This is a genomic window from Octadecabacter arcticus 238 (genome assembly GCF_000155735.2).
GTDB lineage: Bacteria > Pseudomonadota > Alphaproteobacteria > Rhodobacterales > Rhodobacteraceae > Octadecabacter > Octadecabacter arcticus.
Window position 1 is genome coordinate 4,215,655 of record NC_020908.1, and the last position, 25,781, is coordinate 4,241,435.

The window sequence follows — 25,781 nt, forward strand, 5'->3', positions numbered from 1 at the left end:
TGAGTCATAGTCTTTGGTTGGAAGTCGAATTCCCCGCCCTTCCGACTGTGATGATTGCGAGAATTCCCTTTGGCATTGTCGAGGGGGCGTTCAAACTTACATCCCAGACTTTAGACAAAAAAAGAGCGTCGCCGGAAGTGCTGTGGCTTATTGGGATCTTCACCTTGCCATCGGACCATCTGGGCCCCTGAACGTTGGCGCATATTTTGTCCGATCTACCAGCGTTGAGCTGACATTGGGTGATGATGTTTTTGCCCTGCCAGACCTCCAGGATGATGTGTATCAGTTTGTTTCTGGCTTTCCTTGTGAACCTGTTGTTTCTCTGGATGATATAGCATGGACGGTCGCCTTTGAAGGAGAGCCTTTTTACCGTCCACAGCGGCACATTTCTTGTGAAGAGAGCCCTCCATCAGGTAGTGTTCCCAACGCGCACGTGACCCCTGTCACGGCAGCAAGTATCAGAGCCTGGCTCATGACGCCTCTTTCGCTTGATTTGCCATCGGGCCGGGAAGCGGGGTCAATTCCGATGATTGATGTGTTGGAGCGCCACCCCTCGCCTGCACCAGGATGGATTCGGGCGCACTGCTTGGCCCGCAGCCTTGAAACGGCGCTGCGCGATACAACTCTTGAAAGCAAATTTGCGGACTGGATGACCCGCTACCTGCCCGCATTGCAGTCGATGGAGAACGATTGGCTTCACGAAACACAAAACAAAGACAACGCATTGTTGGCGCGCTGGCACGACACTGATTTGAAAGGATATGACGTATGAGCAAACCCGACCAACAGCCTTCTGAGTATAGGGCCAATGCAATGATCAAAATGAGAGATTTGAACACTGGCTTTGCATATCGCTCGTCGTGGACCGGATACGCCAGGGGCCGAGGTCTTGATGTCAAGAACGCCCCGGTTCTACACAGCGCACGCATTGACTCCAAGAAGGTCTACTACGATCCTTTCAAGGGACCTCGGCATGGTTTTTTGAAAAAGTACACGCAATTCATAAAGGCGATTACATCAAGCGAATACGCCATCGTCCGACATGGCAGAAAAGATGAAAACCAAGAAATGGTTGGGTCAGGTAGACTGATTGCTGTTTACGAACTTGATTCTTACAAAATTGACGAAAGTGGCGGCGTTGAGATCCAGCTTGGTAATAGGATCGCATTTTAGGCCGTCACTTACCGTGATCTGACCCCGACGCACCTTCGAGCGACTGCCAACCCTCTGTCGCCGTTGCGAGCGGCCCTTAGCCGACCTTCGTACACGGCGCAGCGAATGGGGTAGTTCAGAGCCCAAAGAAACTTATTTCTTGAAACCAACAAGACTAACATGAGACTCATTCGGATGAGTTCAAACATATGCAGTGGAACAGCCAATGATCTTTAATGATATTGAATTCAACATGGACTGGCGGCAGGGTAGCAGCCCACGTGAAACCCTTCCACGAAGCTATGGGGTATATTGTGAAATTGTCTGGCCTGTTCGAGGAATACGCATTGGGATTTCAAAAAATATTTGGGGACGGCATGGCCGTCATGTTAGTTGGATGCGCAGCATGAAAAAGGGAACGGGTTCTAGAGCTAATCGCTCTGGCCCTCTAGCAAACCATGCAAAGGATTGGGGAGATTTGGGACTAGAGACGTTCACGCTTTCGACCGATCCTCGTTTGCAAGAAGACGAACTCAGGTTTGCTTGTGAAACCGAATTGCATCGATGGGCTGAAGAGCAGACGGACTGGAAAAACTTTAACGGTGAGAAGTGGATTCCTACCAACTATGGCAAGCCAGTTCTCGACGAAGACGATGCGGCGAAGACGTGGGGCGTAACATTGAACTGGACTCGGGGATGATTTTCTCGCGGTCTTTATTCTGTGCTGATTTATGAGTGAACGTATTTGCAAATACGCAATTGAGGTCCAAGTCCTCCATTTTTAGAGTTTGGCTAAGTCCGGCCTACCGACGTTTCAGCCAACAAAATGCTGCATGATGCACGAATGACTGGTTCAACGGGTCGCACCGCAGCATTGGGAAGGCATGGTGAATGTCGGCAAAGGGCCGAAACCGTCGACGCGGGTGCCGTCTGTGTGTTTGGGGGAGCGGTAATTTTCTCACCATCGAAAGAGGTTGCTGCGCAAGACCATTTTTTGATGGCTCTTTTTAGTGATCATCTGAGAATGCTGGTCAACGCCTGGTCAACCCGTGAATGCTATACTCGCTTCACCCGAGTCCGTGTCAAAACGACGAAATCCGGTGAGAAGCGGCGGATAAGTTGTTGCTTTCAAAGGCTTGTCTGCTAAGCCGTTGAAATACATCAATAATGGAAATTGTTGATGTTTCGGCTCATAACCTGAAGGTCGTTGGTTCAAATCCAACTCCCGCAACCAAATTTACACAAGAAATCAGTCACTTAAAACCTGACTGATTTACTTGTGTATAAGCTGTGCCGGTTTTGGTCAACGCCTGGTCAACATTTGGCTTGCCCACCTTACTGATGTGGTCACCGCTTAAAGCTTACCGATGTGGTCAAACCGGTGTGACCCACCTGGAAACGTTCTGGTAGTGAGCATAAGGGCCGATAGTAACATATGTTGCGCCATGCACATTTGGCTGGGCTTTGTGGTTCTCGGCCAGACGAGCAGCTTCGACCAGCTTCTGGTTTATCTCATCAAGCAAGCCGTCATCGCGCCACGCGTAGAAATAGCCCCGAACCGTTGAAACCGGCGGGAAGTCGTTGGGCAACATACGCCATTGGCATCCGGTCGTTGCAATGTAGAGGAGCGCGTCGACCACGTCGCGCAAACATGTCGTACGGGGCCGACCAGTTGTCTTCGACGGCGGCATCGAAGGCGCTATCAACGCCCATTCCGCGTCCCTCATATCGCTTGCGTATTTATCGCCTTTTCGGTCATGTTGACTGCGGGTGATTTCAGTCCAAGCCATTGTGATCTCCATTCAGCTTCACAACCGAACAGAATCACAAACCACTGAACTCACTCAAATAGTTTTAAATCGGGCTCTTAGGCAATAATGCACCAAAAGCGTTTGGGAGCTATGACTGAATCTGGTGTTTGGGCGGTTTGAAGGTTGGCGGCGTATCTGGTTGATTTGTTGTTGTGAGACAGCAGCCCAGCCAAAGGAGATACACCACCATGGAAACGACTAACATTGTTGATTTTTGCGCATCGAGACGGGATGACGGACGCGCTGACGGATTTGTTGAGGACAGGAGCCCAGCAATTGATCGCGACAGCAGTCGAGGCAGAGCTTGCCTGTTATCTGGCGCAATTTGCAGACTTGCGCACTGATGCAGGTCTCGCAGCTGTCGTGCGCAATGGGCATCATCCGGCTCGACCAGTGCAGACTGGCATTGGCCCTGTGAGCGTGCGCATTCCAAAGGTTCGGTCCAAGGACGGCACACCGGTGACATTCCGGTCTGCCCTGGTGCCGCCCTATGTGCGCAGAACCAAGACGCTCGAAGCGGCCTTGCCCTGGCTCTACCTCAAAGGGATTTCCAGCGGCGAAATGGGCGCGGCCCTCAAGGTTCTTCTGGGTCCTGATGCCGCTGGCTTGTCAGCAAATACGGTCTCGCGGCTTAAGCGTGATTGGGCCAAGGAATACGACGTCTGGAAAGACGCTGCGTTCGATGACGAGCCAATCGTGTATATCTGGGCCGACGGCGTTCATAGCGGCCTTCGCGGAGAGGATGACAAGCTATGCGCCCTTGTGATTATTGGGGTCACGGCCCGTGGCCAGAAGCGGTTCTTGGCTATCGAGGACGGGGTGCGCGAGTCCACGCAGAGTTGGCGCGAGGTTCTGCTCAGCCTCAAAAGCCGGAGAATGAATGCCCCCAAGCTGGCCATCGGGGACGGTGCCATGGGGTTCTGGGCCGCCATGGATGAAGTCTATCCCACGGCCCGACAGCAGCGGTGCTGGCAACACAAAGCGATGAACGTGCCCAATTGTTTACCCAAGCTGTCACAGCCAAAGGCCAAAGCCGCGATCCACAACATCTGGCAGGCTGAGACCAAAGATGATGCGGAAAAGGCGTTCGATTTATTCATCAAAATCTATGAGCCAAAATATCCCAAGGCGGCGCTGTGCCTGCAAAAAGACCGCGAAGAACTCATGGCATTCTTCGACTTCCCTGCGCAACACTGGCAGAGTATCCGCACCAGCAATCCAATTGAATCGGCCTTCGCCACGATCCGCCATCGCACCAAGCGCTCAAAGGGCTGCCTGTCACGCGAAGGCATGCTGCACATGATGTTCAAGCTGGGACAATGCGCTGAGCAAAACTGGAGGAAGCTACGTGGCTTTGATTATCTGGCCAAAGTCATCACAGGCGTCACCTTCAAAGACGGAATTGAAACCACCAAACCCGACCAGATCGCCGCATGACCCACAAGCCTCAAACACCAGATTTGACAATAACTGCCAAAAGCGGAATCCATACCAGAACGGGTTATGGAAAAGTCATATTTATAGGGGTTTCAGAGATGAAATCAGGTTCCGCTTTTAAACTAAAGCGGAACCTGTCCAAGCTTGCCCAAATGATTGATCTTGAACTTTTAGCTGAAACGCCGCACCGACGCGAAGGGTGAAAGCCGACCTTCGCTGCACAGTGCATGAATTCACACACTGCGGACAATGCAGACCTTTGCAGTTGCGGCTATCGCTGGCGCAGCATTTTCTTGCAGGTGCAGCAAGTCGGTTGCTACAATGCACCATAGCAGTCATTAAAATACGATCTCGGGTACCAAATCCAAACAACGCTTTTGGTGCGAGCGGGTCGAACAATCTGGTTACACACCAAGCGGCCCTTATTGTTCTGCTCATTTGCCACGCAGGCTATAGTTCATATGCTCGTTACTTTCTGGTCAAGGCTACTGTCGCGCATCTTATGGACGAATACCGTCTTGTTATTTAATTGGCGTATTCTCCAGAATCACGCTGTCATGCAGTCTGCGATCATTTATCTGTTTGACGCGTCTGTGCTAACAATTTAGCAATGCTGTTAATATCTGTTGGGGCGCCCTGATCCGGGCTGAGATGCACAAGCTGCGAACCCATTGAACCTGAACCGGTTAGGACCGGCGGAGGGAACAGCTTGCGGACCTCGCATCCGTTATGGCCTGCGCCCTTTCCCATCCTGATCCCTGAACCAAGGGGCTATGACATGGTAGCTAAGGCGTTAACGATTGCCGGGTCCGATTCTGGCGGCGGGGCTGGTATTCAGGCCGATCTTAAGGCCTTTTCGGCAATGGGTGTTTATGGTGCTTCCGTTGTGACGGCGGTTACGGCACAGAACACGAAAGCTGTTACCGCCATTCATCCGATCCCGGACGACATTGTTGCCGCACAGATCAAAACCGTTCTGGATGACATCCAGATTGACGTGGTCAAGATCGGGATGCTGGGGACACCGTCGCTGATTGCAGCGGTGGCGGATGCACTGGCGGGTTACGCCGGGCCGGTTGTGCTTGATCCCGTGATGGTTGCTAAATCAGGCGATACGTTGCTGGCTGATAGTGCGATAGATGCGTTGAAATCTATCCTTTTCGCACGCGCGACACTGCTTACCCCCAACCTACCCGAAGCTTTGAAACTGGTGGGCGAGGGCAGCACGCAAGCGCAGGCGAAGGCCCTTTTGGACCTTGGCGTCGGTGCGGTTTTGATGAAAGGCGGACATGCAGACGGCGAGATCTGCACCGATCTTTTTGTGTCGCGAACGGGAACGCAGGACTTTTCGGCCCTACGTGTGAACACCCGCAACACCCACGGCACGGGATGTTCCTATTCCTCTGCAATCGCTGCGGGCCTGGCGCGGGGTATGGCGTTGAGCGATGCGGTAGGCCATGCGCACACATGGCTACATCAGGCGATTTTGCATGCGGATGAATTGCACGTTGGACAAGGTCACGGGCCTGTGCACCACTTTCACGCGCTTTGGAAATGAGCGACCTTTTCACGATCATTGGCGGCGGCGTGTGTGGCCTTGCCATGGCCGCAGAACTGTCGTCACGCGGCGCGCAGGTCACAGTCATTGATCCCAAAGGTGCGCCCGGCGATCACGCCTGTTCTTGGTGGGCAGGCGGCATGCTGGCCCCCGATTGCGAAGGGGTGAGCGCAGAGCCCGAGATTGTGCGCCAAGGCCGCAAAGCTGCCAGTTGGTGGAAAAGCCATGGAGGAATTGTGCATCACGCGGGCACAATTGTTGTCGCCCTTAACCGCGATCAAAGCGATCTGGCAACCTTTGCGCGCCGTGCGCCGACCGCGACATCCCTGTCCAAAACGCAGATCGCTGAGCACGAGCCGCATCTGGCTGAGCGTTTTTCCAAGGCACTGTTTTTAGCAGATGAGGGGCATCTTGACCCCCGCGCGACCCTGACCGCGCTACATGCGCGGCTGGATCAAAAGGGTGTACGTTTTGGCGGTGACATCAAAGGGCAGGTAATTGACTGCCGTGGCCTTGCTGCGCGTGATACTCTCACAGATTTGCGCGGCGTGAAGGGCGAGATGCTTGTGGTCCGCTGCCCCGACGTGACGCTGTCGCGCCCTGTGAGACTGCTTCATCCGCGGTTTCCGCTATATATCGTGCCGCGTGGCGACGATGTGTTCATGTTGGGCGCGACCCAGATCGAAACCGGCGAACGCGGACGTGCCACCCTGCGATCCGTGATGGAGCTGATGAATGCCGCCTACGCCCTGCACCCCGCTTTTGGCGAGGCGGAGCTGTTGGAGATTGGAGTCGATGCACGCCCTGCCTTTCCCGACAACCAACCGCGCGTTCGGCGGATTGGGGATGTGATTTACGCAAATGGCCTGTTTCGGCACGGTTTTCTGCTTGCACCTGCATTGGCGCAGATGACGGCTGACCTGTTGCTGAAAGGCAAAATACCGGAGGTTTGGTATGAAGATCATCGTGAACGGTGAAGCACATGAGATCGGTGCGCCCACACTGGCCGCGCTCTTGGATGACCTGGGTAAAGGTGAGGCCAAGGTGGCTACTTCGGTCAACGAGGCCTTTGTGTCCAAGCAACAGCGTGCAGACCATGCTTTGCAAGACGGGGACTGCGTCGAAATCGTAGCCCCCCGACAAGGAGGATAGAATGCCCACTTTCTACGGCACCGAAGTGACATCCAGGCTGATGTTGGGCACCGCACAATATCCGTCGCCCGCGATTCTGGCGGAGGCCTTTCGCCGTTCGGGCGCAGGCATTGCCACAGTCTCTGTGCGGCGCGAGGCGGGCGGCGATCAGGCGGGGCAGGACTTCTGGGCGTTGATCAGGGACCTCGGTGTTGCCGTGCTTCCCAACACCGCAGGCTGTTATTCAGCGCGCGAGGCCGTGACCACAGCCCAGATGGCCCGCGAGCTGTTCGATACCAACTGGATCAAGCTGGAGGTGATCGGCCACGCCGATACCCTGCAACCCGATCCCTTCGGTCTGGTTGACGCTGCCGCACAATTGACCGAGGACGGGTTCGAAGTCTTTCCCTATTGCACCGAAGATCTGGTGCTTTGCGAGCGGCTGGTTGAGGTCGGCTGCAAAGTCTTGATGCCGTGGGGCGCACCCATTGGCACGGGGCTGGGGCTGAACAATATCTACGGTTTGCGCAGCTTGCGTGCGCATTTTCCTGATATTCCTTTGGTCGTGGATGCAGGTCTGGGCCTGCCTTCGCACGCAGCCCAAGCGATGGAAATGGGCTATGACGCAGTCCTGTTGAACACTGCCGTTGCAAAGGCGGGCAACCCTGTAGCGATGGCGCGCGCGTTCGCTCTGGCGGTAGAAGCAGGCGCGCTGGCCGCGGGTGCCGACCCCATGGATGCCCGCGACATGGCTGCCCCTTCCACGCCCGTCTTTGGAAAGGCGATGCTATGACACTGCCCCGCTTTTACCCGATTTTTGATGACGTGGCGTGGCTGCGGCGCGTGTTGCCTTTGGGAGCCAAGCTTGTGCAACTGCGCATCAAAAACCAGCCGCAAGACGCGCTGCGCGCTCAACTGACCGAAGGCCGCGATTTGTGCCGTGCCCATGGTGCACTGCTGGTGGTCAATGACCATTGGCAGCTGGCGATTGATTTGGGCTGTGACTGGGTCCATCTGGGACAGGAGGATCTTGACGAGGCGGACGTGGCTGCGATCCGTGCGGCGGGTCTCAAGCTTGGGATTTCGACCCATGACAAGGCCGAACTTGCCCGCGCACTGGCGTTGAACCCTGATTACATCGCACTTGGCCCGATCTATCCAACCATCCTGAAAAAGATGAACTGGCATCAGCAGGGCATTGAGAAACTCTGCGTGTGGAAAGACCTCGTGGGCGATATCCCCCTCGTTGCGATTGGCGGGATGAGTACGGACCGCGCACCGGGGGCGTTTGATGCCGGGGCGGATGTTGTCTCGGCCGTCACGGACATCACGCTGCACGACGATCCAGAGGGTCGCGTCAGGGAATGGCTAAAGGTCTGCGGGTGAGCCGCTACGCCCGCCAAACTGCGGTGCTGGGAAGTGCTGCGCAAGATCAGTTGGCAAGGGCGTCTGTCCTTGTCATCGGTGGCGGCGGACTGGCCGCGCCTGTGATGCAATACCTTGTGGGCGCGGGTGTCGGGCAAATCCTAATTGCGGATGCAGATGTCATAAGCCTGTCCAACCTGCACCGTCAAACGCTATTTCGCGAGGCTGATATTGGCTTGCCAAAGGTTGATGTGATCGCGAGTGCGATGACCGCATTGAACCCTGACACCACCATTGAACCTGTTCACCAGCGCGTCGATCCGTCCAGCATTGCGGCCCTTTGCGTGGGCATGACGCTGATCCTTGATTGCGCCGACAGTTTCGCGGTCAGCTATGTGGCGTCCGATCATTGCCTTGAAACTGGCCAACCGCTGATCAGCGCCAGCGTGGTGGGCCGCGACGGCTATGTCGGTGGCTTTTGCGGTGGCAAACCTGGGCTGCGTGCGGTGTTCCCCGATCTGCCAGACCAGCTGGGATCGTGCGATACCGATGGCGTGCTGGGGCCAAGTGTAGGTGTGATCGGTAGCCTTCAGGCACAAATGGCGATGGCGATCATGACGGGCGATATGCAAAGCTTGGGACAGCTTGTGACCTATGACGCGCGGGCGCTGCGGTTTGGCGGGTTCCGCTTTGATACGGCACCTAACCCTGCGCCCAGCCCCGCCTTTATCGCCCTGCGCGACATCGCCGCAACTGATTTTCTGATCGACCTGCGCGCGACAGGAGAACAGGGGCCTGACCTGCCACACGCAACACGCCATGTCGTGTCCGACTTCGGACCACATGGCCCTACACCACACGAGAACCAACGTGCCGTTCTGGCCTGTCGGTCGGGCCTGCGTGCCTGGCAGGCGGCAGAGCGACTTTCACAACACTGGCAGGGCGAGATCAAACTTCTCGCTCTCGGAGGGTAAGGAGACCCATATGAAATACCTCATCACAGCAGCGGCAATATTGATCGCAACACCAGCCTTGGCGCAAGACAAGATGACCTTGCTATTGGACTGGTTTATCAACCCTGATCACGGGCCAATCATCGTGGCTGAAGAGCTAGGCTATTTCGCCGATCAAGGGCTTGAAGTCGAGATCATCGCCCCTGCCGATCCGTCCGCCCCGCCTAAACTGGTCGCAGCCGGCCGAGGCGATATTGCTATCAGCTATCAACCCAGCCAGCATTTGCATGTCGCGGAAGGTCTGCCACTTATTCGGGTGGGCACTTTGGTGGCGACACCACTGAACTGTCTATTGGTTCTCAAAGACGGCCCTATTCAGGAGATCAGCCAGCTGAAAGGTGGCACAATCGGCTTTTCCGTGGCCGGTGTCGAAGAAGCCGTTTTATCGACAATGCTGGGTCGCCACGGTGTCACGCTGGATGATGTCGAGATGGTCAATGTGAACTTCTCGCTCAGCCCGTCTTTGATGTCGGGACAGGTCGATGCGGTTATCGGTGCGTACCGGAATTTTGAGTTGAACCAGATGGAAATCGAGGGCGTTGAAGGTCGCTGTTTCTATGTCGAGGAAGAAGGCGTGCCGACCTATGATGAATTGATCTACGTGGCGAACCCCGACCGGATGGACATTGATCAGGTCCGCCGTTTCCTGCGTGCGACAGAACTGGCAACGCAATACATCGTCAATAACCCGCAAGCATCTTGGGAGCTGTTCAAAGGCTACGCGCCTGAACTGGACGACGAACTGAACGCCAAGGCTTGGGTTGACACGCTGCCCCGCTTTGCCTTGCGACCTGAAGCGCTGGATGAAGGGCGATATACAAGGTTTGAGGCGTTTTTGGCTGAGAGTGGTCTGGTCGAGGGCACGCGCCCAGTCTCAGCACTTGCCGTCGATCTGGGTGCAGAATGACCTACGGTAACACCTTCGCGGCTTGGCGGGATAACACCCCCGTCTGGCTCGCCTATACCCGTCACGCGTTTGTGCAGGGCTTGGGTGACGGCACGCTGCCGCACGCCGCCTTCCTGCATTACCTCAAACAGGATTACGTCTTTCTGATCCACTTTTCTCGCGCTTGGGCCTTGGCGATCACCAAGGCTGATACGGTCGCGGAAATGCGTTTGGCTGCGAGCACAGTGAACGGGTTGATCAACGAGGAAATCGCGTTGCACATCAAGACGTGTGCCGAAGCTGGCATTGATGAGGCAGCGCTGTTTGCTACGCAGGAACGACAAGAAAATCTCGCCTATACCCGCTATGTTTTGGACGCGGGTCATTCCGGCGATCTGTTGGACCTGTTGGCAGCCTTGGCTCCTTGCGTTATGGGCTACTGCGAAATTGGCAGTCATTTGGCCGCAACCAAGACCTCGGACACTTACGCAGAGTGGATCAACACCTACGCAAGCGCCGACTATCAGCAGGTTTGCCACGATGTGGGTCTGCTTATAGACGGGGCCGTTGCGCGGCGCTTGGGTGATGATCCGAAAGGCAGCCCGCGTTGGACTGCCCTTCAGGCGCGGTTTGCGATGGCCACTCAATTGGAAGTCGGGTTTTGGGACATGGGGCTGGATCCTTGAACCAACCCTTGCGGATGACAGGATCGGCGATGATTGACGGGACGCCGATCTTTTCCCAGCTGGACTTGACCCTGAAACCGCACAGCTGGACCTGCCTTTTGGGGGCGAGTGGTGTGGGCAAATCCACGGTGCTGCGCCTCTTTGCGGGTCTGGCCGAGGGCGTCACTTTTGACGGGGTCCTCAGCGATACCGGACGCGTCGCGATGATGGCGCAGCAAGATTTGCTGATGCCGTGGCTCAGCGTGTTGGACAATGTCATGCTGGGCGCGCGCGTGCGGGGGGAGCGTCCGGACAAAGACCGCGCCCGCGAGAGGCTGGTGCAAGTCGGCTTGGTGGATCATGCTGACAAATTACCCGCCGCCCTGTCTGGCGGCCAACGTCAACGGGTGGCATTGGCCCGCACATTGATGGAGGACCGCGCGGTTGTGTTGCTGGATGAACCGTTTTCAGCGCTTGACGCGCTGACCCGTGCGCAGATGCAGGAACTGACGGCAGACCTGTTGACGGGCCGCACAGTGTTGCTGGTCACCCATGACCCGAACGAGGCCGCGCGATTGGGTCAGAAAATTCTGATCATGACGCCATCAGGACTTGTCGAGGTTGCCGCCCCATTCACACCCATCCCGCGCGACATCCACGCACCAGATGTGCTGCGCACGCAGACAGATCTGTTTGATCAACTTCGGAGACCGATATGAGCGCCACACAACATCTGCAATCGCTTGTCGAAGAGGACTGGCACGCCGCTACGCATCATGCGTTCACCAATGCCTTGGCTCATGGGACCCTAAGCCGTGACAAGATGGCGGGATACTTGCAACAGGACTACCAGTTTATTGAAGGGTTTGTGCGGCTTTTGGCTTCCGCCGTGGCCCATGCGCCCACATTGGCCGATGCCGTGCCCGGCGCGCAATTTCTGGGTTTGATCTGTGGCCCGGAAAACACCTATTTCCTACGATGTTTACAAGCGCTCGAGATCCCGCCGACCGCGCCCACAGCACCCGAGACGATCGCGTTCCAACAGCTGATGAATCAAGCCCATCGCTCAGGTCGCTACGAGATCATGCTATCGGTTCTGGTCGTCGCCGAATGGATTTATCTTGATTGGGCCTCCCCGTTTGAAGACCGCGCCGACGACCTGCCGTTTTGGCTGGGGGAGTGGATAACCCTGCATTCAGGCGACGGTTTTGCGCAGGTCGTGGCCTATTTGCGCAATCAACTGGATACCGCTTGGGACACGCTGGATCACGACGCACGCACGCAGGTCACCGCGACCTTCGCTGAGGCCGTACGGTTGGAGCGCGTGTTTTTTGACGCGTCTTGGGCTGGTTTTGCGGTCGCAAAATGACCGGTTGGCGGGCAGGCATAGCGGCGACGTGTCTGGTGTTGGTGCTTTGGCAAACGGTGATCTGGACCACAGGTGTTGCCCGTTTCATCCTGCCTCCCCCTGTATCGGTCGCGCAAACAATCTGGGAAAGCCGCGAGCTTTTGGCGGAGCACGCGGTTATCACGATGGCCGAAGTGCTCATCGGCCTCGTGTTGGGTGCCGCATTTGGGTTCATGTCGGCCATCGGGCTGGTCGCATCACCAACGGTGCGCGCGCTGGTGCGACCCATCTTGGTCTTCAGCCAAGCAGTGCCAGTGTTTGCATTGGCACCGATCTTGACCCTTTGGCTGGGCTTTGGCCTTTGGTCCAAGATCACGATGACCATAATCATCATCTACTTCCCTGTTACGTCATCATTTTTTGATGCCTTGATGCGCACGAACCGCGACTGGATCGGTTTGGCCAAGGTGATGGGCGCAAGCCCCGCACGGATCATGTGGTATATCCGGGTACCTGCGGCCATGCCGGGCTTTGCATCCGGCCTGCGATTGGCTGCTGTTTATGCGCCAATCGGTGCGATCATCGGCGAATGGGTTGGGGCCTCAAAGGGCTTAGGATATCTGATGCTTTTAGCAAATGGACGCGCCAAAACCGACCTGATGTTTGCGGCCCTGATCGTGCTCGCGGTTCTGACGATCCTGCTGCACTCAGCTGTAAACAGACTGTGCGAAAAAACAATGGACCGTCCGGAGGTCTCGTGATTGGCCCATATTGAAAGCCATTTTCATTGACTGGTCCGATTATGAATGCTGCATATGCGAATATAGAAATGCCAAAGCCACCTTTGCCCGCGCTCTTCGGCTTCATTTCCGCTACAGTTCGCATGAATGACCGGTTTTTCTACCGCGCAACGGCGTAGAAATTCACGCTGTTGCAGCAACTTCCGTGCTGCGAGCGCGCGCAGCACAAAATCAACAGGTCCGGTGTGGGCTCTAAGCCCGAATTCGCTGCACAAGAGACGAACGGCTACTATCCCGCTAACGTAGGATTTCACACTCTGCCGCAAACGACCCCAATCTGTGCCTCTGAATAACATGATTTCTTCATTGTGAATCTCCTTGGCTTATCTTGCCGTGAAAATTCTAGTTTTCAACACAACCATTTTTCGGGGGGATTACCCATCCACCGGCTTGGTCCATGGAAAACCATGGCATCTGTCGAGTGGGAAACGCTCAAGTGGGTTGATTGGTTTAACAACCGCCGCCTGCTGGAACCCATCCATTGCTCGGCAGGTGATGCTTGCATCACCGAGAGGGGATACATCCCACCAGCAGAAGCCGAAGAGAGGTACTATGCGCAGTTCGACACATTAGATATGGTCGCATGAGATGAAGTAATCAGCCTCCGGCGAACAAGGGGCGGTTCAAGGTTGCTGAATAAGCTTCATCCATTTGAAGATGAAATTCTGTTCGGGGCGGACAACAATTTCTTCCACGCATTCTGAATGAGTCAATCACGAAAAGACAATGCCGCCATCAACATTCAGTGTCTGCCCCGTTACGAATGCGGATTCGTCTGATGCAAAGAAAGCAACCGCCCCGACCACATCATCAGGATTCCCAATCCGCCCTATTGCAGTTTTGTCTTGCCAAGCGCCACGCACCGCTGCGTCTTCCAAATTCACGCGACCCATTTCGGTCATGATGATACCAGGACAAACGCAATTCACCGTAATTCCTTGTTTGCCAACTTCCTGTGCTAAAACCCGCGAAAATCCCATGACCGCTGCTTTTGAGGCCGAGTAGTGAGCTTGCTCGGGTGCGCCATGCTTGCCACCGATCGAGGCAATGTTTACAATACGGCCGTAGCCTCGCGTTTTCATTGACGGCAAGAATGCTTGGGTCACAAGAAACGATCCTTTAGCATTAACGTCCAACACAGCGTCCCAGGTACTTTCCGGCAACCCATCGACTTCGCCAGCAATCAATATGCCCGCATTGTTTACGACAGCATCCATATGGCCAAATGTATTGAGTGCTGCGGACACCATCCTTTGGACCTGTGCTTTATCACTTACATCCGCCAAATAGATTTCTGCTCGGCGTCCCATCAAGCGAATACTATCAGCGACTTTCTCAATTTCACTTGTACCATCGTCGATTCCATTTAGTGCTACATCATAACCGCGCTCTGCCAGTCCTATTGCAATCGCCGCGCCGATTCCTCGACTTGCACCGGTAACAAGTGCAGTTCTAGTATTCGTCATTTTACGTTCTCCCATCAGGTTGCCGTGTAGCCGCCGTCGACTGTCAGAACAGTCCCGGTTATGAAAGTTGCTGCGTCAGATGCGAGGAAAAGCACCGCATCAGCGACCTCTTGAGGTTCACCGAGCCGCCCCATAGGAGTTCGATCCATCCAGGTATCAAACCATTCTGGCTTCCTACGGCCCGCCAACGTCAACTCAGTTGCAATATAACCAGGTGCAACAGCATTCACGCGAACACCGTTTTTGGCCCACTCAACCGCAGTAGATTTCACAAGTAAATTCACTCCGGCCTTTGATGCATTATATGCGGCTTGAGGTTGTGGAAAAACCGTCACTTCACCGCATATCGATGAAGTGCACACAATGGCCCCACTTCCACGGGCAACCATCATCTTTCCAAATGAGTGCAGCGTATTAAAGGCGCCCCCAAGATTAACATCGATAACGCGTTGGAAATCCTTTGGAACTACATCTATCGAAGCAGCATTATGCACAATTCCGGCATTGGCGATGACGATGTCCGGAGCCAGCGATTCCGCCAAATCTGCACAGGCTTGCCTGTCTGTGACGTCAAGTCGATAAAACTGCCCAACTATGCTCTGTGCCAATTCTTTACCCGCCTTATCGTCATGGTCCGTAATGATGATTTCTGCCCCTGCCTCAGCGAGAACTGAACAAATTGCGGCTCCAATACCGTTGGCACCGCCAGTCACTAAGGCCCGCTTGCCCTTTAGACTAAATCGGCTGAGCTGGTTCAACGGAGCACGCCATTAAGCGCCGGATAGAGCGCGAGATACTGTGCATAGATTTCTTCATATCGCGACACATTGGCAGCGATTGGATCAATTGTACGGCCCTCATGAACCATGGCCTCAATGCCCTCGTCAATAGTAACGAAATGACCCGCACCATACGCTGCCAATACTGCGGAACCAGTGGATGGGGCATCGGGCGATGCCGGAACCCTTACCGAAACGCCCGCGGTGTCTGCATGTATCTGCAACCAAAGATCCGACGCCGTAGCACCTCCACCTACTGTCATTTCTTCGCTTTCGTAGCCAGCGTGCTTGAAAGCATCTAAGATTGCGCGTGTTCCAAACCCAATCCCCTCTATCATGGCTCTGAAAATATGATGCTTTTCATGAGACAAGTTAAGACCAACGATCGCTCCGCGCGACAGGGGATCCGTATAAGGTGTTCTATTGCCTTGAAAGTGATCTTGAACGATTAATCCATCGCATCCAGGCGATAACTCGGCGGCCCGTGCATTTAACTCGTCAAAGTCTAGACCTCCAGTGAGCCGCCCCAACCAGTTGATGATCGAACCGGTGGACGTCTGGCCACCTTCCACAATATACCTATTCGGGTAGACAATGTCAGAGTATGCCCCCCAGATTCCTGGTGCACTAAGCGGAGTTTCTGTCACGCCAAACTGCAGATGTGAGGATCCAGTAATGAGCGCAAGTTGCCCTGGCTTTGCAACCCCGAGACCAATCATCCCTATCAACGCGTCGGCGCCACCCTGAACAACCTTTACTGATTGAGGTAGTCCCAGCTCATGTGCCGCATTTGCGGTTAGTGTTCCAATTACCTCACCTGGCGCCGCGACACGAGGCGGCCACTTTTCAAGTATGTCTTCCATTCCCAAAGTTTCAACAAGCGACGTCGCCCAACCGCCATCCTTGTTTAGGTAGTGCCAGCGCAGTCCAACATTATTCAGACTCGCGGCCCACTCGCCGGTAAGCCGGTAGGTCATGTAATCCTGATATTCGCAAATCCGATGGGCCTTGTCGTATATGTCTGGCTCGTTCCGCTTAAGCCACAAGGCCTTTGGTATCATCCATTCAGCGGAAACGGGGCCTTGACCGCCGCCGTTGAGCCGCAGAGCGTCATCACCAGTGGCCAAAACCGACTCGGCCTCTTCATTTGCTCGGACATCCATCCAGATAAGGGCAGGCCGTAAAGCATTCCCGTTTTTATCCAAAGCGACAACTGAGCAGCATGTCGTCGCACAGGTAATCGCCTCAACTTGGGCCACCTCGATTCCCGCTTCTAGGATAGCTCCGCGCGACGCTTTGATAAAGTTTGTCCACCAGTCGGAAGGGTTTTGTTCTGCACGGGCTCCAGCCGAAAATGTCGTTTTGTAAGGAACAGCGACATTTCCAAGACATCCGCCTTTTAAATCATAAATGCGAGCTCGAAGGCTTTCGGTGCCGCCGTCAACTGTTAAGAAATATGTCATGGTGTCCTCCCGAACCAGTTGGCACTTTTATAGGTTGCGAAATGCATCCAATGCCTTGCCAGCATACATCACTGCCGGGCCACCGCCCATCTCCACCGCGACTTCAAGCGCCTCTATCAAAATGGCTTCATCCGCTCCAAGCCGTTTTGCGGCGTCGACATGATAGAGAATACAGTCGTCGCAGCCCTGAGTGACAGCGACGGCTGTCGCGACCAGCTCTTTTTGCGCGGCGGTGAACTGACCTTCACGCGTTGCAGTTTTGGAAATTTTGATGAACCCCTCGAAGAGATCTGGCGTTTCCTTGGCAAGCGCACCGAGGCGGCCCTTTGCAGCATTCAGCTTTTCTTTGGCATCGATCATGTTTGAAATTTCCGTTCAATAATTGCCAAGACCTCAGGCAATGCCTCCCAATGGGGCATGTGACCCACATTGGCGAAGTGGTGGATGTTAATTAAAGGAGAAATATCAAGAGCCTCAGACCAGCGCACAATTTGGTCGCGGTGACCCAGAAGCATTGACACAGGAACTTCCTTAGCAAGATCAGCAAGTTCTTTGCGAATGTCGGCTCCTTGTCCACTCGCACCCGCGAGCGATCGCGCAAGACCGGACAGTCGACCCTCCTTAAGCGTCTTGAAGATCGCTTCATGTGCTGCATCGGAAAGACCGTTCGGTCCATGTGTCATGCGGTCAAGCGTCCGAGCCACTGTCTCCACGCTACGCGGATTGGACAATTCATGGAGGAAATTTGCGTCAATGGTAGGTCCAACGCCAACAGGCGCGATCAATGTGATTGACGCCGTTGGGCGCGCCATCGCGAGCTTCACTGCAGCTATAGCCCCCATAGAATGCGCGACAATATGGATTGGTTTCCAACCAATAGTATTTTCAACCATTCGAATGAGTGGGTCACAGAGTTCAGCTGAAACACTCGTTTGTGAAGCGGCTGCGCCATGCGCAGGCAAGTCGACGGCGAAAGTTCGGTGGCCAGCACGCGCCAGCTGCGACTGAAGACCAGACCAAGCACTATGATCGGCTGCAAACCCATGCAAAAGAACAATAGGTGTGCCAGATACAAGGCCCTTTTCCAGCCAAGCGATGCCATGCCCGGATTGCAGCCCGATTGGTGTTAATCGAGTTGCCGCAATCACGTCGCGATGTTCAATGCGCCCCCGTCGTCCTGTACCCACGATACGACCAAGTTCAATTTCAGCTTTACGAGCAGCACGGCGGGCAAGAGGCGTGGCTCGAACCTTTTCACCGTCCATGCGCTTGACTGGGGCGGTCTCAGTTAGGGCTAAAACCACTTCCGATTCAGCGTTATCTGTCACCTTGGTAGCTTCAACCTCTTTCTCTTCCTCAGCCTCATCATCGTCGCCGCCGGTCCAGTCAGGACCATCGCCAACATCGATCTGCGCAATCGGTGCGCCCACATCGACCATGACCCCCAATTCAACCAGCGCATCCACCAATATGCCGTCTCCAAGAGCTGGAAACTCAACTACGGTTTTGTCAGTTTCCACTTCGAGCAATGGATCTCCACGTTTGAAAGGCTGACCAGGCTCTACGAGCCACGCCAAAAGTTTGCCCTCTTCCATGGTTTCACCCATGCGTGGCATTCTTAAGACACCACTCATGCCAGAAGTTTCCGCGCAGTTTCGACCACAAATTTTGTAGTCGGAACAGAGTTTTTCTCAAGTTCAATGGATACCGAAATTGGGATATCCTCGCCGGCGACACGGATCACGGGTTCTTCCAGGAAGTCAAAGCATTCCTCGGTGATCCGTGCAGACAGCTCAGCAGCAACACCGGATGTCATTACACCTTCTGAGACGACCATGGCCTTACCAACCTTTTCGACTTCCGCTCGTATGGTGTCAAAATCTAGAGGGTTGAGTGTGCGCAGATCGATCACAGTCACTTCAATACCAACCTTAGATAGCTCTTCTGCCGCCTGCATCACATAGTGCACCTGACGAGAGTAAGTGACGATTACCAAGTCCTTTCCCTGACGACGCACAACAGCCTTACCCCATTCCGGCGGTGGCAATGTGAGATCCACGTCCTCAGTCATCGCGTAAAGGCTCTTGTGTTCGATAAATACAACTGGATCCGGCTGGGTTAGAGCTTGGCGCAATAAATGGTATGCGTCGTAAACTGTTGCTGGCATTGCAAGACGAAGTCCAGGTGTGTGCATAACGTATGCTTCAAGCGACTGACTATGCTGTGCCCCCGCTGAACGTCCCGTACCGCCTTGGGTACGCAGTACCATCGGAACTCCAATCTGCCCTCCGAACATGTAGCGGATTTTGGCCGCTTGGTTGCAAAGTTGGTCCATAGTCATTCCAATGAAATCAACATACATTAATTCGGCAACAGGGCGCATACCCGCCATCGCCGCACCGACCGCAGTACCAACAATCGAAGGCTCCGAAATCGGAGTGTCTATGAGGCGCTCAGCACCAAACTCCTCAATCATTCCTTTGGTGACGCCGTAGGCCCCACCATAACGTCCGACCTCTTCGCCGATAACAAAGATGTCTGGATCCTCACGCATTGAATCGATCAACGCCTGCTTCAAAGCGTCCCGGTAAGCAAGTTTAGGCATTTAGTATTGCTCCTTCGAGAGCACGCGATCGATGCGTGTGGTTACGGGTTCTGGTTCGGGTTGACCCGGGGCGAAAACATCGCGAAACATCGTGTTCAGCGCAGGCTCTTCAGATTTGATGGTGAATTCGATTGTTGCGTCCATTTCAGCATCAATTTTTGCGTCCACAGCATCCAACTCTTCCACGTTCACGCCATTCTTTATAAGCATCCTACGTGAAAATTCGACAGGATCCTTAGCTCGGCCCTCCGCTTCCTCTTCATCACTACGGTAAGGACTTTTGTCTTTGCGGCCATGACCATAGAAACGATAACAATCAATTGCCAGGAAACCAGGTGTTCCTGCACGCGCACCGTCTACGATCCGGTTTGCAGCCTCAACAACGTCAAGGACGTCGCGCCCATCAACCGTTTCAGCATTTAACCCAAATGCCCGCGCCCTTTCGTGAAGTTTGGTCGATTTAGTTGCCTGATCGATCCGTGTACCCATGCCCCACTGATTATTAATACAAACAAAGATCGCCGGCAGATCCCAAAGCGCTGCCATATTCATTGACTCGTAGAGGACGCCTTGCTGCATGGCACCATCGCCAAAAAAGGCAATTGATACAGCCCCAGTCTTGCGGTGTTTGGCAACAAGTGCTGCTCCTACAATAGCAGGGATACCTCCACCAACAATCGCGTTCGCTCCAAGGTGGCCCAAGCTCATGTCAGCGATGTGCATTGACCCGCCTTTACCGCGGCAATACCCTGTTTCCTTGCCTCCGATTTCCGACATCATCCGGTTTGGATCAGCACCACGAGCCAAGAAAATTCCATGTCCTCGGTGGTGGGTCGTAAACGTGTCACCGTCGCGCATCGCTGAACAAACGCCAACTGCCGCGCTTTCCTCACCAATGGAAAGGTGCAACATTGAACCCGCGCTCGCGCCACGTAGATAAAGCTCTCCAACGCGGTCCTCAAAAGTCCGCACGCGGCGCATTTGGGTATAATGGCTGAGAAGATCGGAATTGCTCTTGTTAGAGCCCTCGGTTTTAGTCATTTGCGTCATGTGCTTGACTCCTTAAAGAATGCTTAATTTTGTTGTTCGTGAAACCACGGCGACAGCAACCAGAATGATGACGCCCTTGACCATGGATTGGATAAACGTATCCATGCCCATCAAATTCAAACCATTGTTGATGACCCCAATAAAGAGGGCTCCACAAAAGGTTCCGAGGATGGTTGCGGTTCCTGGCCGAAACATCGTCATTCCAATAAAGACTGTGGCCAGTCCATCGAGAAGAAATCGTTCACCCACATTTGGTTGACCAGAGCCGAGGCGCGATGCGAGCAAGATTCCAGCAACTGCCGCAAAGACTGCGACAAGCACCAAGGATGCAATTCTGTAGAAATCTACTTTGATGCCTGAAAGTTCTGCAGCTTTCTGATTGCCACCAACGGCATAAATATACCTGCCAAATACCGTCCGCTCCATGGCAACCCATGCGATCCCAACGGCGCCCAACATGAAAAATGCGAGAACTGGAAAACCCCCAATACGACCTTGCCCCAACCACAAATAGGCGTCTGGCAGCCCGCCGTAAATTGCACGGCCCCCAGTGATCAGAAAGTTGACGCCGTACAAGATCGAACCCATCGCAAGCGTGGCGATCAGCGACGGTATGCCTACTTTTGTGACAAGAAGCCCATTGACCAAACCAACCAATAGTCCAGCACTGATTGATGCTGTGAAAGCAACGAGCAAACCGTAATCGTTGACCAACAATAGTGGCGTCAATAATCCCGCTAAGCCCAGGGTGAAACCGACAGACAAATCGATTTCCTTGGCCGCAAAACCGAAAGTTAGCCCTGCGCCAACGATCCCCAATATGGAAATCTGTTGCATAATATTCGCCAAGTTGAAAACGGTGAAAAACCGATCCACGAAGAGTGCAAATCCAAGAAACATCACCCCTAAAACGATCAGCGTTGAGTATCGCAATAGCCAATCACTTTTCAGTTTCGGTTTTGGTGCTGCCAGTGCTGCCGTTGTCTCAATTGTCATACTGTTTCCCCTGTCATCGCCGCAATAAATCGCGCCTCCGAATAGTCATTTGATTGGATTTCTTTTCCTGGAATTCCGCCAGAAAAGGGTACAACTTTATGTGTTATTTTCTCAATTTCTAAGAGGTCCGACGACGCAACAATGACCGCTACACCACTCTCTGCTAGACCTCGAATATGTTTATAGATTTCTTGCTTAGCCCCGATATCAACGCCTTCTGTGGGTTCGATGAAAATTAGTAACCGGTACCGGTCTGCCGCTCCATAAAGCCACTTTCCAAGGCTAACCTTTTGCTTATTGCCCCCCGATAGTGTTTTTATCGTCTGCCCCGTGCTATTTGCTCGAATGCTCAATTCACCAATTACTCTTCGAGACTCCGCTCTTTCTTTTGTTGGGCTCAGAAGGCCCGCGCGCAGCCCGGCTTCTGGGTGGACAAGCGATAAGTTTTCACGGATTGTGCCTTCGGCTAACAGAGCATTTTCCATTCGGTTGTCAGGAACAAAGCCCATTCCCGAATTATTCATTACCCGAGGCGTCGGTTTAGTGATCTTCTTTCCAGCAAGGTTTAGATTTCCAGAAGTTAGACCTGATCCGCTAAAGAGCGACCTTGCAAAACCAAAGTGCCCTGCTCCGGTAAGACCTATAAGACCCACCACTTCACCCGGGCAGATCGAGAAGTCATCTACTGACACCGCCCCCACCCGCCAGTCAGATACGGAAAGTACAGGCGCGGCAACATCAGGAAAATTGGCTCGCTGTTCATTGTCGCCAGTCATGCCGCGTTGAAGCATCATATTTATCATGTCCGAGATATCAATTTCCGCAGCTACTCGCGTAGCCACTTTGCGACCATCTCTTAGAATGGTGATCCGGTCAGATAATTCCTTAACTTCCGATAGAAAATGGCTAATGAGAACGACACCGACGCCTCTCTCCGGCAAGCGTCGGATAATCTTCCATAGCTGTTCTTTCTCCCGCGCCTGAAGCGTGGCCGTTGGCTCATCCAGAATCACCAAGCGCACATCCCGCCTCAGCGCTCTCACAATCTCGATGACCTTTTGGTCGGCAATATCCAACATCTGAACAGGAATACTCAGATCAATTTCTACGTCAGGAAACCACTCAGCCATAAGTTCTGTTGCACGACTATTCAGCATCGTTTGGCGCAAATAGCCAAAGCGCCGCGGCTCGTCGCCAAGTAAAATATTATCTGCACCAGACAGAGATTGCACAAGACTGCCCTCTTGACTGACAAGCGCAATACCTTCCGAAAGTGCGTCACCAGACGACTTTAGTTCCAAAGGTTTTCCGTCGAGCTCCACTACACCTGATGATGGCGTTTGAACACCAGCCAGAATACTCATCAACGTCGATTTACCGGCGCCGTTTTCACCAATCAGTCCGTGGACCTCATCCAGACGAATTTCACACGAAACACAATCAATTGCACGTGTGCCTGGAAAATCCATAACGATGTCGCAGAGCACTACACTCATTAGGCCAGACTCCATTTACTTAAGATGCTTGAAAGGTGTGGGCGGCACTACTAATGCCGCCCACTTGGAGAACTACATAAAGTCCGCGCAGTTTTCTTTGGTAACTAGCGGAGCATCCATGTAGACAGTATCGGACGGAATAACTGACGCGGCATCCTTGCCATCAACGACTATGTCCGAAATCCAACCTGCAACTTGCACGCCCATGCCTTCAAACGGCTGCGACACAGTCGCGATCATCATGCTGCCTTCCATGCAGACTTCAGCAATAGCTTGTGGGTGCCCATCGATGCCGATGACCTTAACGTCGGTCAGACCTGCGGCTGTCATGACATTGATTGCTGCTTGCGCTGGCTCATCCCAAGGCGCCCAAACCGCGTCAATGTCGTCGCCAAAGCGCGCAACATAGTCCTGCATCTGGTTGGTTGTATCCTCAAAGAAGGCCGTGATATCGATGTCATGCATTGCAAGTACATTAATGTCGCCATATTCTCTTAGGACATCTTCCATCACATCACTACGCTTCCGCGTACCGTGGTGTGATGCCATACGCAGGAAAATGATGTCACCTTGACCACCGAGCTGGTCAAGAAGGTAAGGTGAAACGCTTGCCGACATTGCCCAATTGTTGGTTGTGATATCAACCAACGCGCCCTCAACGTAGCCCGAATCAACTGAGAAAATTGGAATTCCGGCAGCGGCCGCTTCAGAAATCGCAGCTGTAGATGCACGAAGATCAGCCATCGTCACCACAATCGCGTCAACGCCCCGCGCAGTTGCGTTTTGAATGTTGGATGCAATCGCATCACCCGATCCCTGAGAATCGAGATAACTGATATTCCAGTCACTTCCGCTCTCAGCAAGCCAAGCCTCAAAGCCAGCTTTTACACGCTGTTCTGATTGAGACGCAGCGCTGGATTGAACCCAAGCAATATCTTGAGCAAGAGCTGGTGCGCCAATTGTCAGCGCTGCGGCAATAACCGCAAATGTATGTTTGTTCATAGTGACCTCCCAGTCGTTTTTATCCTCGTTCCTCCCAAGGATTGTGGAGATTTTAATCACAACAAATTACATATGTCCAGAGCCAATACATTAGTACGTTACAATAGGTTGCGCTGCAGGACCAAACAGATATTATATCTGTTATGAATATTATGTCGGATAACCAACTAATGACCCGAGCCGCTTGGCTCTACTACGTTGGTGGCCTCAACCAGGAGGCCACCTCTAAACATATGGGTTTGACTCGAGCACGCGTAAACAAACTGCTCTCCCAAGCTCGAGATACCGGCTTGGTCACCATTGCGATCAATGAACGCGATGTTGGCCTTTTAGCCGAAGAAGAGGTAATTCGAGCCGAGTTCGGGCTTGAGTTCTGCCTTACCACCCCAAAGATCGGTTTGTCGGACGTTGATGCTGACGCCGAAGCTCGAATCGCCTTCAGTATGGTTGGCGCCGCAGCAGGACAGTATCTTCGCGACCGCCTTTCATCAAACCCAGAGATGATCATAGGGACTGGATGGGGCCGAACACTGGCGCACGTCAGCCGAAGTCTGTCAGGCGTTTCAGCCCCAAAAGCGAAATTTTTCAGCTTGATGGGGTCGCTGTCCAGCAACTCTTCGTTCAGCCCATTCGAAGTTGTTCATGCCATTGCCCAAGCAACTGGTGCAGAGGGGTATTTTTTGCCGGCACCTTTCATCGCCGATAGCGAAAGCGACCGAGATGTGTTTCTTTCTCAAAGGGTGGTCTTGGAGACGATGGAGCTCGCTAAACGGGCTGACCTCGCATTTGTCTCTGTTGGCGAACTGACAGAGACCTCACTCTTGAGAACTCAAAAGATGATAAGCGAAGAAGAGATCGCATCCCTACGCGACTTAGGTGCCGTCGGCGATACCAATGGCATCTTCTTTGATCAGAACGGTAAAGCCGTTGATCATGACCTCAATCGCCGTTCAGTCGCTATTGGATTGACACTCCTTGCGAGAACAAAAACTGTCGCGCTCTCCGCTGGCCGCAGGAAACTTAGTGCTACCCAGGCAATTCTGAGAAGCGGTGCAATTAAAGGTCTCATCATAGATGGTGACAGTGCAGTTCATCTTTACCAATCAATTCAAAAAAGGAAGTAGAACTAAGAATTCCAACACTGCAAAACAAAGTCAGCTTTCTAGCAATAATTCTTTCGAATTTGCGCTCTCTAAATCGGGCATCAGTGCGGTATTTGTCGCGCCGTGATCATGATGCTGACCTGCGTGATGCGATCAAACAGGTTACAAGAGAACGGCTGCGGTTTGGATACTTGTGCATTCATGTGATGGTTGCTCGGGAAGGCTTTCAGGTGAATCACCAGAATCTGAGGCGCGTTTATGCCGAAGAGATGCTAGAAGTGCGACGCAGAGGCGGCAGGAAGTGTGCTTTGGGCACGAGGAAGCCGATGGTGCTGCCTCCTCTCATGGCTTGCAAGCAAACGACTGCCGGGCAGTGGACGATCCAAATCAACGCTGGAGCCTGAACTTTTTATCAAATGCGCTGACGGATTGTCGCAGATTTCGCATTCTGCTTGCATGTTGGCATCATGGAGCTCAGACGTCTTTCGTTCTCAGGGCGGGGTGGAATTCCCCACCGGCGGTTATAGCCCGCGAGCGCCTAGAAGTTTTCTGGGGTCAGCAGATTCGGTGAAAATCCGAAGCCGACGGTTAAAGTCCGGATGGAAGAGAACCACTGGAGGAGCTGCGCTTAGGCGTACGCTTCGCCAGCGGCTGC

27 protein-coding genes, 3 pseudogenes and 2 riboswitches are annotated in these 25,781 nt (G+C 53.7%); of the genes and pseudogenes, 18 read left to right on the forward strand and 12 right to left on the reverse strand.

What is annotated here, in order from left to right; genetic code table 11:
• The first annotated feature begins 235 nt into the window (after positions 1 to 235).
• The 3 genes from OA238_RS21850 (at position 236) to OA238_RS32065 (ending at position 1,852) form a co-directional block, all read left to right on the forward strand.
• The gene (locus tag OA238_RS21850; RefSeq protein ID WP_144055957.1) at positions 236 to 772 is read left to right on the forward strand and encodes a hypothetical protein; all 537 of its coding nucleotides are present in this window, start codon (positions 236 to 238) and stop codon (positions 770 to 772) included.
• Positions 769 to 1,173, forward strand: a complete 405-nt coding sequence (locus OA238_RS21855) for a hypothetical protein (protein ID WP_245581367.1) — start codon at positions 769 to 771, stop codon at positions 1,171 to 1,173. Before OA238_RS21850 ends, OA238_RS21855 begins: the two co-directional genes overlap by 4 nt.
• A 205-nt stretch (positions 1,174 to 1,378) precedes the next feature.
• A complete protein-coding gene (locus OA238_RS32065; protein ID WP_144055958.1) occupies positions 1,379 to 1,852 on the forward strand; it encodes a hypothetical protein in 474 nt (157 codons plus the stop codon).
• Positions 1,853 to 2,194: 342 nt separating this feature from the next.
• Here OA238_RS32065 and OA238_RS33075 read toward each other — a convergent pair whose 3' ends face one another.
• Entirely contained in the window at positions 2,195 to 2,368 is a 174-nt protein-coding gene (locus OA238_RS33075) for a hypothetical protein (protein ID WP_187293095.1), read from the reverse strand.
• A 238-nt stretch (positions 2,369 to 2,606) separates the two neighbouring features.
• Positions 2,607 to 2,942 (reverse strand): annotated as a pseudogene (locus OA238_RS21865) (transposase); the annotation flags it as partial.
• Positions 2,943 to 3,151: 209 nt separating this feature from the next.
• On the opposite strand from OA238_RS21865, the pseudogene OA238_RS21870 reads away from it, so the two are divergent.
• The 14 genes and pseudogenes from OA238_RS21870 to OA238_RS21935 form a co-directional block, all read left to right on the forward strand.
• Positions 3,152 to 4,400 (forward strand): annotated as a pseudogene (locus tag OA238_RS21870) (IS256 family transposase).
• Positions 4,397 to 4,603 (forward strand): hypothetical protein, encoded by a 207-nt coding sequence (locus OA238_RS21875; protein WP_044037375.1) that lies wholly within the window; start codon positions 4,397 to 4,399, stop codon positions 4,601 to 4,603. The pseudogene OA238_RS21870 and the gene OA238_RS21875 overlap by 4 nt, the downstream one beginning before the upstream one ends.
• A 414-nt stretch (positions 4,604 to 5,017) precedes the next feature.
• Positions 5,018 to 5,121, forward strand: a riboswitch (TPP riboswitch).
• Between the two features lie 57 nt (positions 5,122 to 5,178).
• Positions 5,179 to 5,958, forward strand: coding sequence for a bifunctional hydroxymethylpyrimidine kinase/phosphomethylpyrimidine kinase (gene thiD, locus OA238_RS21880; RefSeq protein WP_044037376.1), 780 nt, complete (start codon positions 5,179 to 5,181; stop codon positions 5,956 to 5,958).
• Positions 5,955 to 6,935 (forward strand): FAD-dependent oxidoreductase, encoded by a 981-nt coding sequence (locus OA238_RS21885; protein WP_015496892.1) that lies wholly within the window; start codon positions 5,955 to 5,957, stop codon positions 6,933 to 6,935. The genes thiD and OA238_RS21885 overlap by 4 nt, the downstream gene beginning before the upstream one ends.
• Complete coding sequence (gene thiS, locus OA238_RS21890) at positions 6,913 to 7,110, forward strand: sulfur carrier protein ThiS (RefSeq protein WP_015496893.1); 198 nt, start codon at positions 6,913 to 6,915, stop codon at positions 7,108 to 7,110. Before OA238_RS21885 ends, thiS begins: the two co-directional genes overlap by 23 nt.
• Position 7,111: 1 nt before the next feature.
• On the forward strand, positions 7,112 to 7,882 hold the full coding sequence (locus OA238_RS21895) for a thiazole synthase (RefSeq protein ID WP_015496894.1): 771 nt from the start codon (positions 7,112 to 7,114) through the stop codon (positions 7,880 to 7,882).
• Positions 7,879 to 8,475 carry a thiamine phosphate synthase gene (locus OA238_RS21900; protein WP_015496895.1) on the forward strand — a complete coding sequence of 199 codons (597 nt, stop codon included), beginning with the start codon at positions 7,879 to 7,881 and terminating at the stop codon, positions 8,473 to 8,475. Before OA238_RS21895 ends, OA238_RS21900 begins: the two co-directional genes overlap by 4 nt.
• A complete protein-coding gene (locus OA238_RS21905; protein ID WP_015496896.1) occupies positions 8,454 to 9,428 on the forward strand; it encodes a HesA/MoeB/ThiF family protein in 975 nt (324 codons plus the stop codon). The genes OA238_RS21900 and OA238_RS21905 overlap by 22 nt, the downstream gene beginning before the upstream one ends.
• Before the next feature lie 10 nt (positions 9,429 to 9,438).
• The gene (locus OA238_RS21910; RefSeq protein WP_015495083.1) at positions 9,439 to 10,374 is read left to right on the forward strand and encodes an ABC transporter substrate-binding protein; all 936 of its coding nucleotides are present in this window, start codon (positions 9,439 to 9,441) and stop codon (positions 10,372 to 10,374) included.
• Positions 10,371 to 11,039: a thiaminase II gene (gene tenA, locus OA238_RS21915; RefSeq protein WP_015496897.1), complete on the forward strand. Its 669-nt coding sequence runs from the start codon at positions 10,371 to 10,373 to the stop codon at positions 11,037 to 11,039. Before OA238_RS21910 ends, tenA begins: the two co-directional genes overlap by 4 nt.
• 29 nt (positions 11,040 to 11,068) lie before the next feature.
• Positions 11,069 to 11,737 carry an ABC transporter ATP-binding protein gene (locus OA238_RS21920; protein ID WP_015496898.1) on the forward strand — a complete coding sequence of 223 codons (669 nt, stop codon included), beginning with the start codon at positions 11,069 to 11,071 and terminating at the stop codon, positions 11,735 to 11,737.
• Positions 11,734 to 12,387: a TenA family protein gene (locus OA238_RS21925; protein ID WP_015496899.1), complete on the forward strand. Its 654-nt coding sequence runs from the start codon at positions 11,734 to 11,736 to the stop codon at positions 12,385 to 12,387. Before OA238_RS21920 ends, OA238_RS21925 begins: the two co-directional genes overlap by 4 nt.
• Positions 12,384 to 13,127, forward strand: coding sequence for an ABC transporter permease (locus OA238_RS21930; RefSeq protein WP_015496900.1), 744 nt, complete (start codon positions 12,384 to 12,386; stop codon positions 13,125 to 13,127). The genes OA238_RS21925 and OA238_RS21930 overlap by 4 nt, the downstream gene beginning before the upstream one ends.
• A gap of 419 nt (positions 13,128 to 13,546) precedes the next feature.
• Positions 13,547 to 13,753 (forward strand): annotated as a pseudogene (locus OA238_RS21935) (hypothetical protein); the annotation flags it as partial.
• Between the two features lie 126 nt (positions 13,754 to 13,879).
• On the opposite strand, the gene OA238_RS21940 reads toward OA238_RS21935, so the two are convergent.
• The 10 genes from OA238_RS21940 to OA238_RS21985 all read right to left on the reverse strand — a co-directional run bounded on the left by OA238_RS21940 (position 13,880) and on the right by OA238_RS21985 (position 24,023).
• Positions 13,880 to 14,647 carry an SDR family NAD(P)-dependent oxidoreductase gene (locus OA238_RS21940; RefSeq protein WP_245581368.1) on the reverse strand — a complete coding sequence of 256 codons (768 nt, stop codon included), beginning with the start codon at positions 14,645 to 14,647 and terminating at the stop codon, positions 13,880 to 13,882.
• Entirely contained in the window at positions 14,647 to 15,390 is a 744-nt protein-coding gene (locus tag OA238_RS21945) for an SDR family NAD(P)-dependent oxidoreductase (protein WP_015496902.1), read from the reverse strand. Before OA238_RS21945 ends, OA238_RS21940 begins: the two co-directional genes overlap by 1 nt.
• Positions 15,387 to 16,874, reverse strand: a complete 1,488-nt coding sequence (locus OA238_RS21950) for an FGGY-family carbohydrate kinase (RefSeq protein ID WP_015496903.1) — start codon at positions 16,872 to 16,874, stop codon at positions 15,387 to 15,389. The genes OA238_RS21945 and OA238_RS21950 overlap by 4 nt, the downstream gene beginning before the upstream one ends.
• Positions 16,875 to 16,901: 27 nt before the next feature.
• Positions 16,902 to 17,234, reverse strand: coding sequence for a carboxymuconolactone decarboxylase family protein (locus OA238_RS21955; RefSeq protein WP_015496904.1), 333 nt, complete (start codon positions 17,232 to 17,234; stop codon positions 16,902 to 16,904).
• Complete coding sequence (locus OA238_RS21960; RefSeq protein WP_044037382.1) at positions 17,231 to 18,508, reverse strand: alpha/beta fold hydrolase; 1,278 nt, start codon at positions 18,506 to 18,508, stop codon at positions 17,231 to 17,233. Before OA238_RS21960 ends, OA238_RS21955 begins: the two co-directional genes overlap by 4 nt.
• Entirely contained in the window at positions 18,505 to 19,479 is a 975-nt protein-coding gene (locus tag OA238_RS21965) for an alpha-ketoacid dehydrogenase subunit beta (protein ID WP_015496906.1), read from the reverse strand. Before OA238_RS21965 ends, OA238_RS21960 begins: the two co-directional genes overlap by 4 nt.
• Positions 19,480 to 20,529 (reverse strand): thiamine pyrophosphate-dependent dehydrogenase E1 component subunit alpha, encoded by a 1,050-nt coding sequence (locus OA238_RS21970; protein WP_015496907.1) that lies wholly within the window; start codon positions 20,527 to 20,529, stop codon positions 19,480 to 19,482. It lies immediately after the preceding gene.
• 12 nt (positions 20,530 to 20,541) lie between these two features.
• The gene (locus OA238_RS21975; protein ID WP_015496908.1) at positions 20,542 to 21,525 is read right to left on the reverse strand and encodes an ABC transporter permease; all 984 of its coding nucleotides are present in this window, start codon (positions 21,523 to 21,525) and stop codon (positions 20,542 to 20,544) included.
• Positions 21,522 to 23,021: a sugar ABC transporter ATP-binding protein gene (locus OA238_RS21980; protein ID WP_015496909.1), complete on the reverse strand. Its 1,500-nt coding sequence runs from the start codon at positions 23,019 to 23,021 to the stop codon at positions 21,522 to 21,524. Before OA238_RS21980 ends, OA238_RS21975 begins: the two co-directional genes overlap by 4 nt.
• Before the next feature lie 72 nt (positions 23,022 to 23,093).
• On the reverse strand, positions 23,094 to 24,023 hold the full coding sequence (locus tag OA238_RS21985) for a sugar ABC transporter substrate-binding protein (protein WP_015496910.1): 930 nt from the start codon (positions 24,021 to 24,023) through the stop codon (positions 23,094 to 23,096).
• Positions 24,024 to 24,193: 170 nt separating this feature from the next.
• Between OA238_RS21985 and OA238_RS21990 the strand changes: the two genes are divergently transcribed.
• Positions 24,194 to 25,147, forward strand: a complete 954-nt coding sequence (locus tag OA238_RS21990) for a sugar-binding transcriptional regulator (RefSeq protein WP_245581369.1) — start codon at positions 24,194 to 24,196, stop codon at positions 25,145 to 25,147.
• A gap of 462 nt (positions 25,148 to 25,609) precedes the next feature.
• A riboswitch (FMN riboswitch) is annotated at positions 25,610 to 25,741 on the forward strand.
• The last annotated feature ends 40 nt before the right edge of the window (positions 25,742 to 25,781 follow it).

Coding starts and splice junctions, on each gene's coding strand:
- OA238_RS21955 (WP_015496904.1), bottom strand. CDS start 17,234: ATGATCGATGCCAAAGAAAAGCTGAATGCTGCAAAGGGCCGCCTCGGT.
- OA238_RS21905 (WP_015496896.1), top strand. CDS start 8,454: ATGGCTAAAGGTCTGCGGGTGAGCCGCTACGCCCGCCAAACTGCGGTG.
- OA238_RS21985 (WP_015496910.1), bottom strand. CDS start 24,023: ATGAACAAACATACATTTGCGGTTATTGCCGCAGCGCTGACAATTGGC.
- OA238_RS21965 (WP_015496906.1), bottom strand. CDS start 19,479: ATGCCTAAACTTGCTTACCGGGACGCTTTGAAGCAGGCGTTGATCGAT.
- OA238_RS32065 (WP_144055958.1), top strand. CDS start 1,379: ATGATCTTTAATGATATTGAATTCAACATGGACTGGCGGCAGGGTAGC.
- OA238_RS21940 (WP_245581368.1), bottom strand. CDS start 14,647: ATGGGAGAACGTAAAATGACGAATACTAGAACTGCACTTGTTACCGGT.
- OA238_RS21925 (WP_015496899.1), top strand. CDS start 11,734: ATGAGCGCCACACAACATCTGCAATCGCTTGTCGAAGAGGACTGGCAC.
- OA238_RS21920 (WP_015496898.1), top strand. CDS start 11,069: ATGATTGACGGGACGCCGATCTTTTCCCAGCTGGACTTGACCCTGAAA.
- thiD (WP_044037376.1), top strand. CDS start 5,179: ATGGTAGCTAAGGCGTTAACGATTGCCGGGTCCGATTCTGGCGGCGGG.
- OA238_RS21980 (WP_015496909.1), bottom strand. CDS start 23,021: ATGAGTGTAGTGCTCTGCGACATCGTTATGGATTTTCCAGGCACACGT.
- OA238_RS21875 (WP_044037375.1), top strand. CDS start 4,397: ATGACCCACAAGCCTCAAACACCAGATTTGACAATAACTGCCAAAAGC.
- OA238_RS21910 (WP_015495083.1), top strand. CDS start 9,439: ATGAAATACCTCATCACAGCAGCGGCAATATTGATCGCAACACCAGCC.
- OA238_RS21950 (WP_015496903.1), bottom strand. CDS start 16,874: ATGACATATTTCTTAACAGTTGACGGCGGCACCGAAAGCCTTCGAGCT.
- OA238_RS21855 (WP_245581367.1), top strand. CDS start 769: ATGAGCAAACCCGACCAACAGCCTTCTGAGTATAGGGCCAATGCAATG.
- OA238_RS21895 (WP_015496894.1), top strand. CDS start 7,112: ATGCCCACTTTCTACGGCACCGAAGTGACATCCAGGCTGATGTTGGGC.
- tenA (WP_015496897.1), top strand. CDS start 10,371: ATGACCTACGGTAACACCTTCGCGGCTTGGCGGGATAACACCCCCGTC.
- thiS (WP_015496893.1), top strand. CDS start 6,913: ATGAAGATCATCGTGAACGGTGAAGCACATGAGATCGGTGCGCCCACA.
- OA238_RS21960 (WP_044037382.1), bottom strand. CDS start 18,508: ATGAGTGGTGTCTTAAGAATGCCACGCATGGGTGAAACCATGGAAGAG.
- OA238_RS21970 (WP_015496907.1), bottom strand. CDS start 20,529: ATGACGCAAATGACTAAAACCGAGGGCTCTAACAAGAGCAATTCCGAT.
- OA238_RS21990 (WP_245581369.1), top strand. CDS start 24,194: ATGACCCGAGCCGCTTGGCTCTACTACGTTGGTGGCCTCAACCAGGAG.
- OA238_RS21900 (WP_015496895.1), top strand. CDS start 7,879: ATGACACTGCCCCGCTTTTACCCGATTTTTGATGACGTGGCGTGGCTG.
- OA238_RS21885 (WP_015496892.1), top strand. CDS start 5,955: ATGAGCGACCTTTTCACGATCATTGGCGGCGGCGTGTGTGGCCTTGCC.
- OA238_RS21975 (WP_015496908.1), bottom strand. CDS start 21,525: ATGACAATTGAGACAACGGCAGCACTGGCAGCACCAAAACCGAAACTG.
- OA238_RS21930 (WP_015496900.1), top strand. CDS start 12,384: ATGACCGGTTGGCGGGCAGGCATAGCGGCGACGTGTCTGGTGTTGGTG.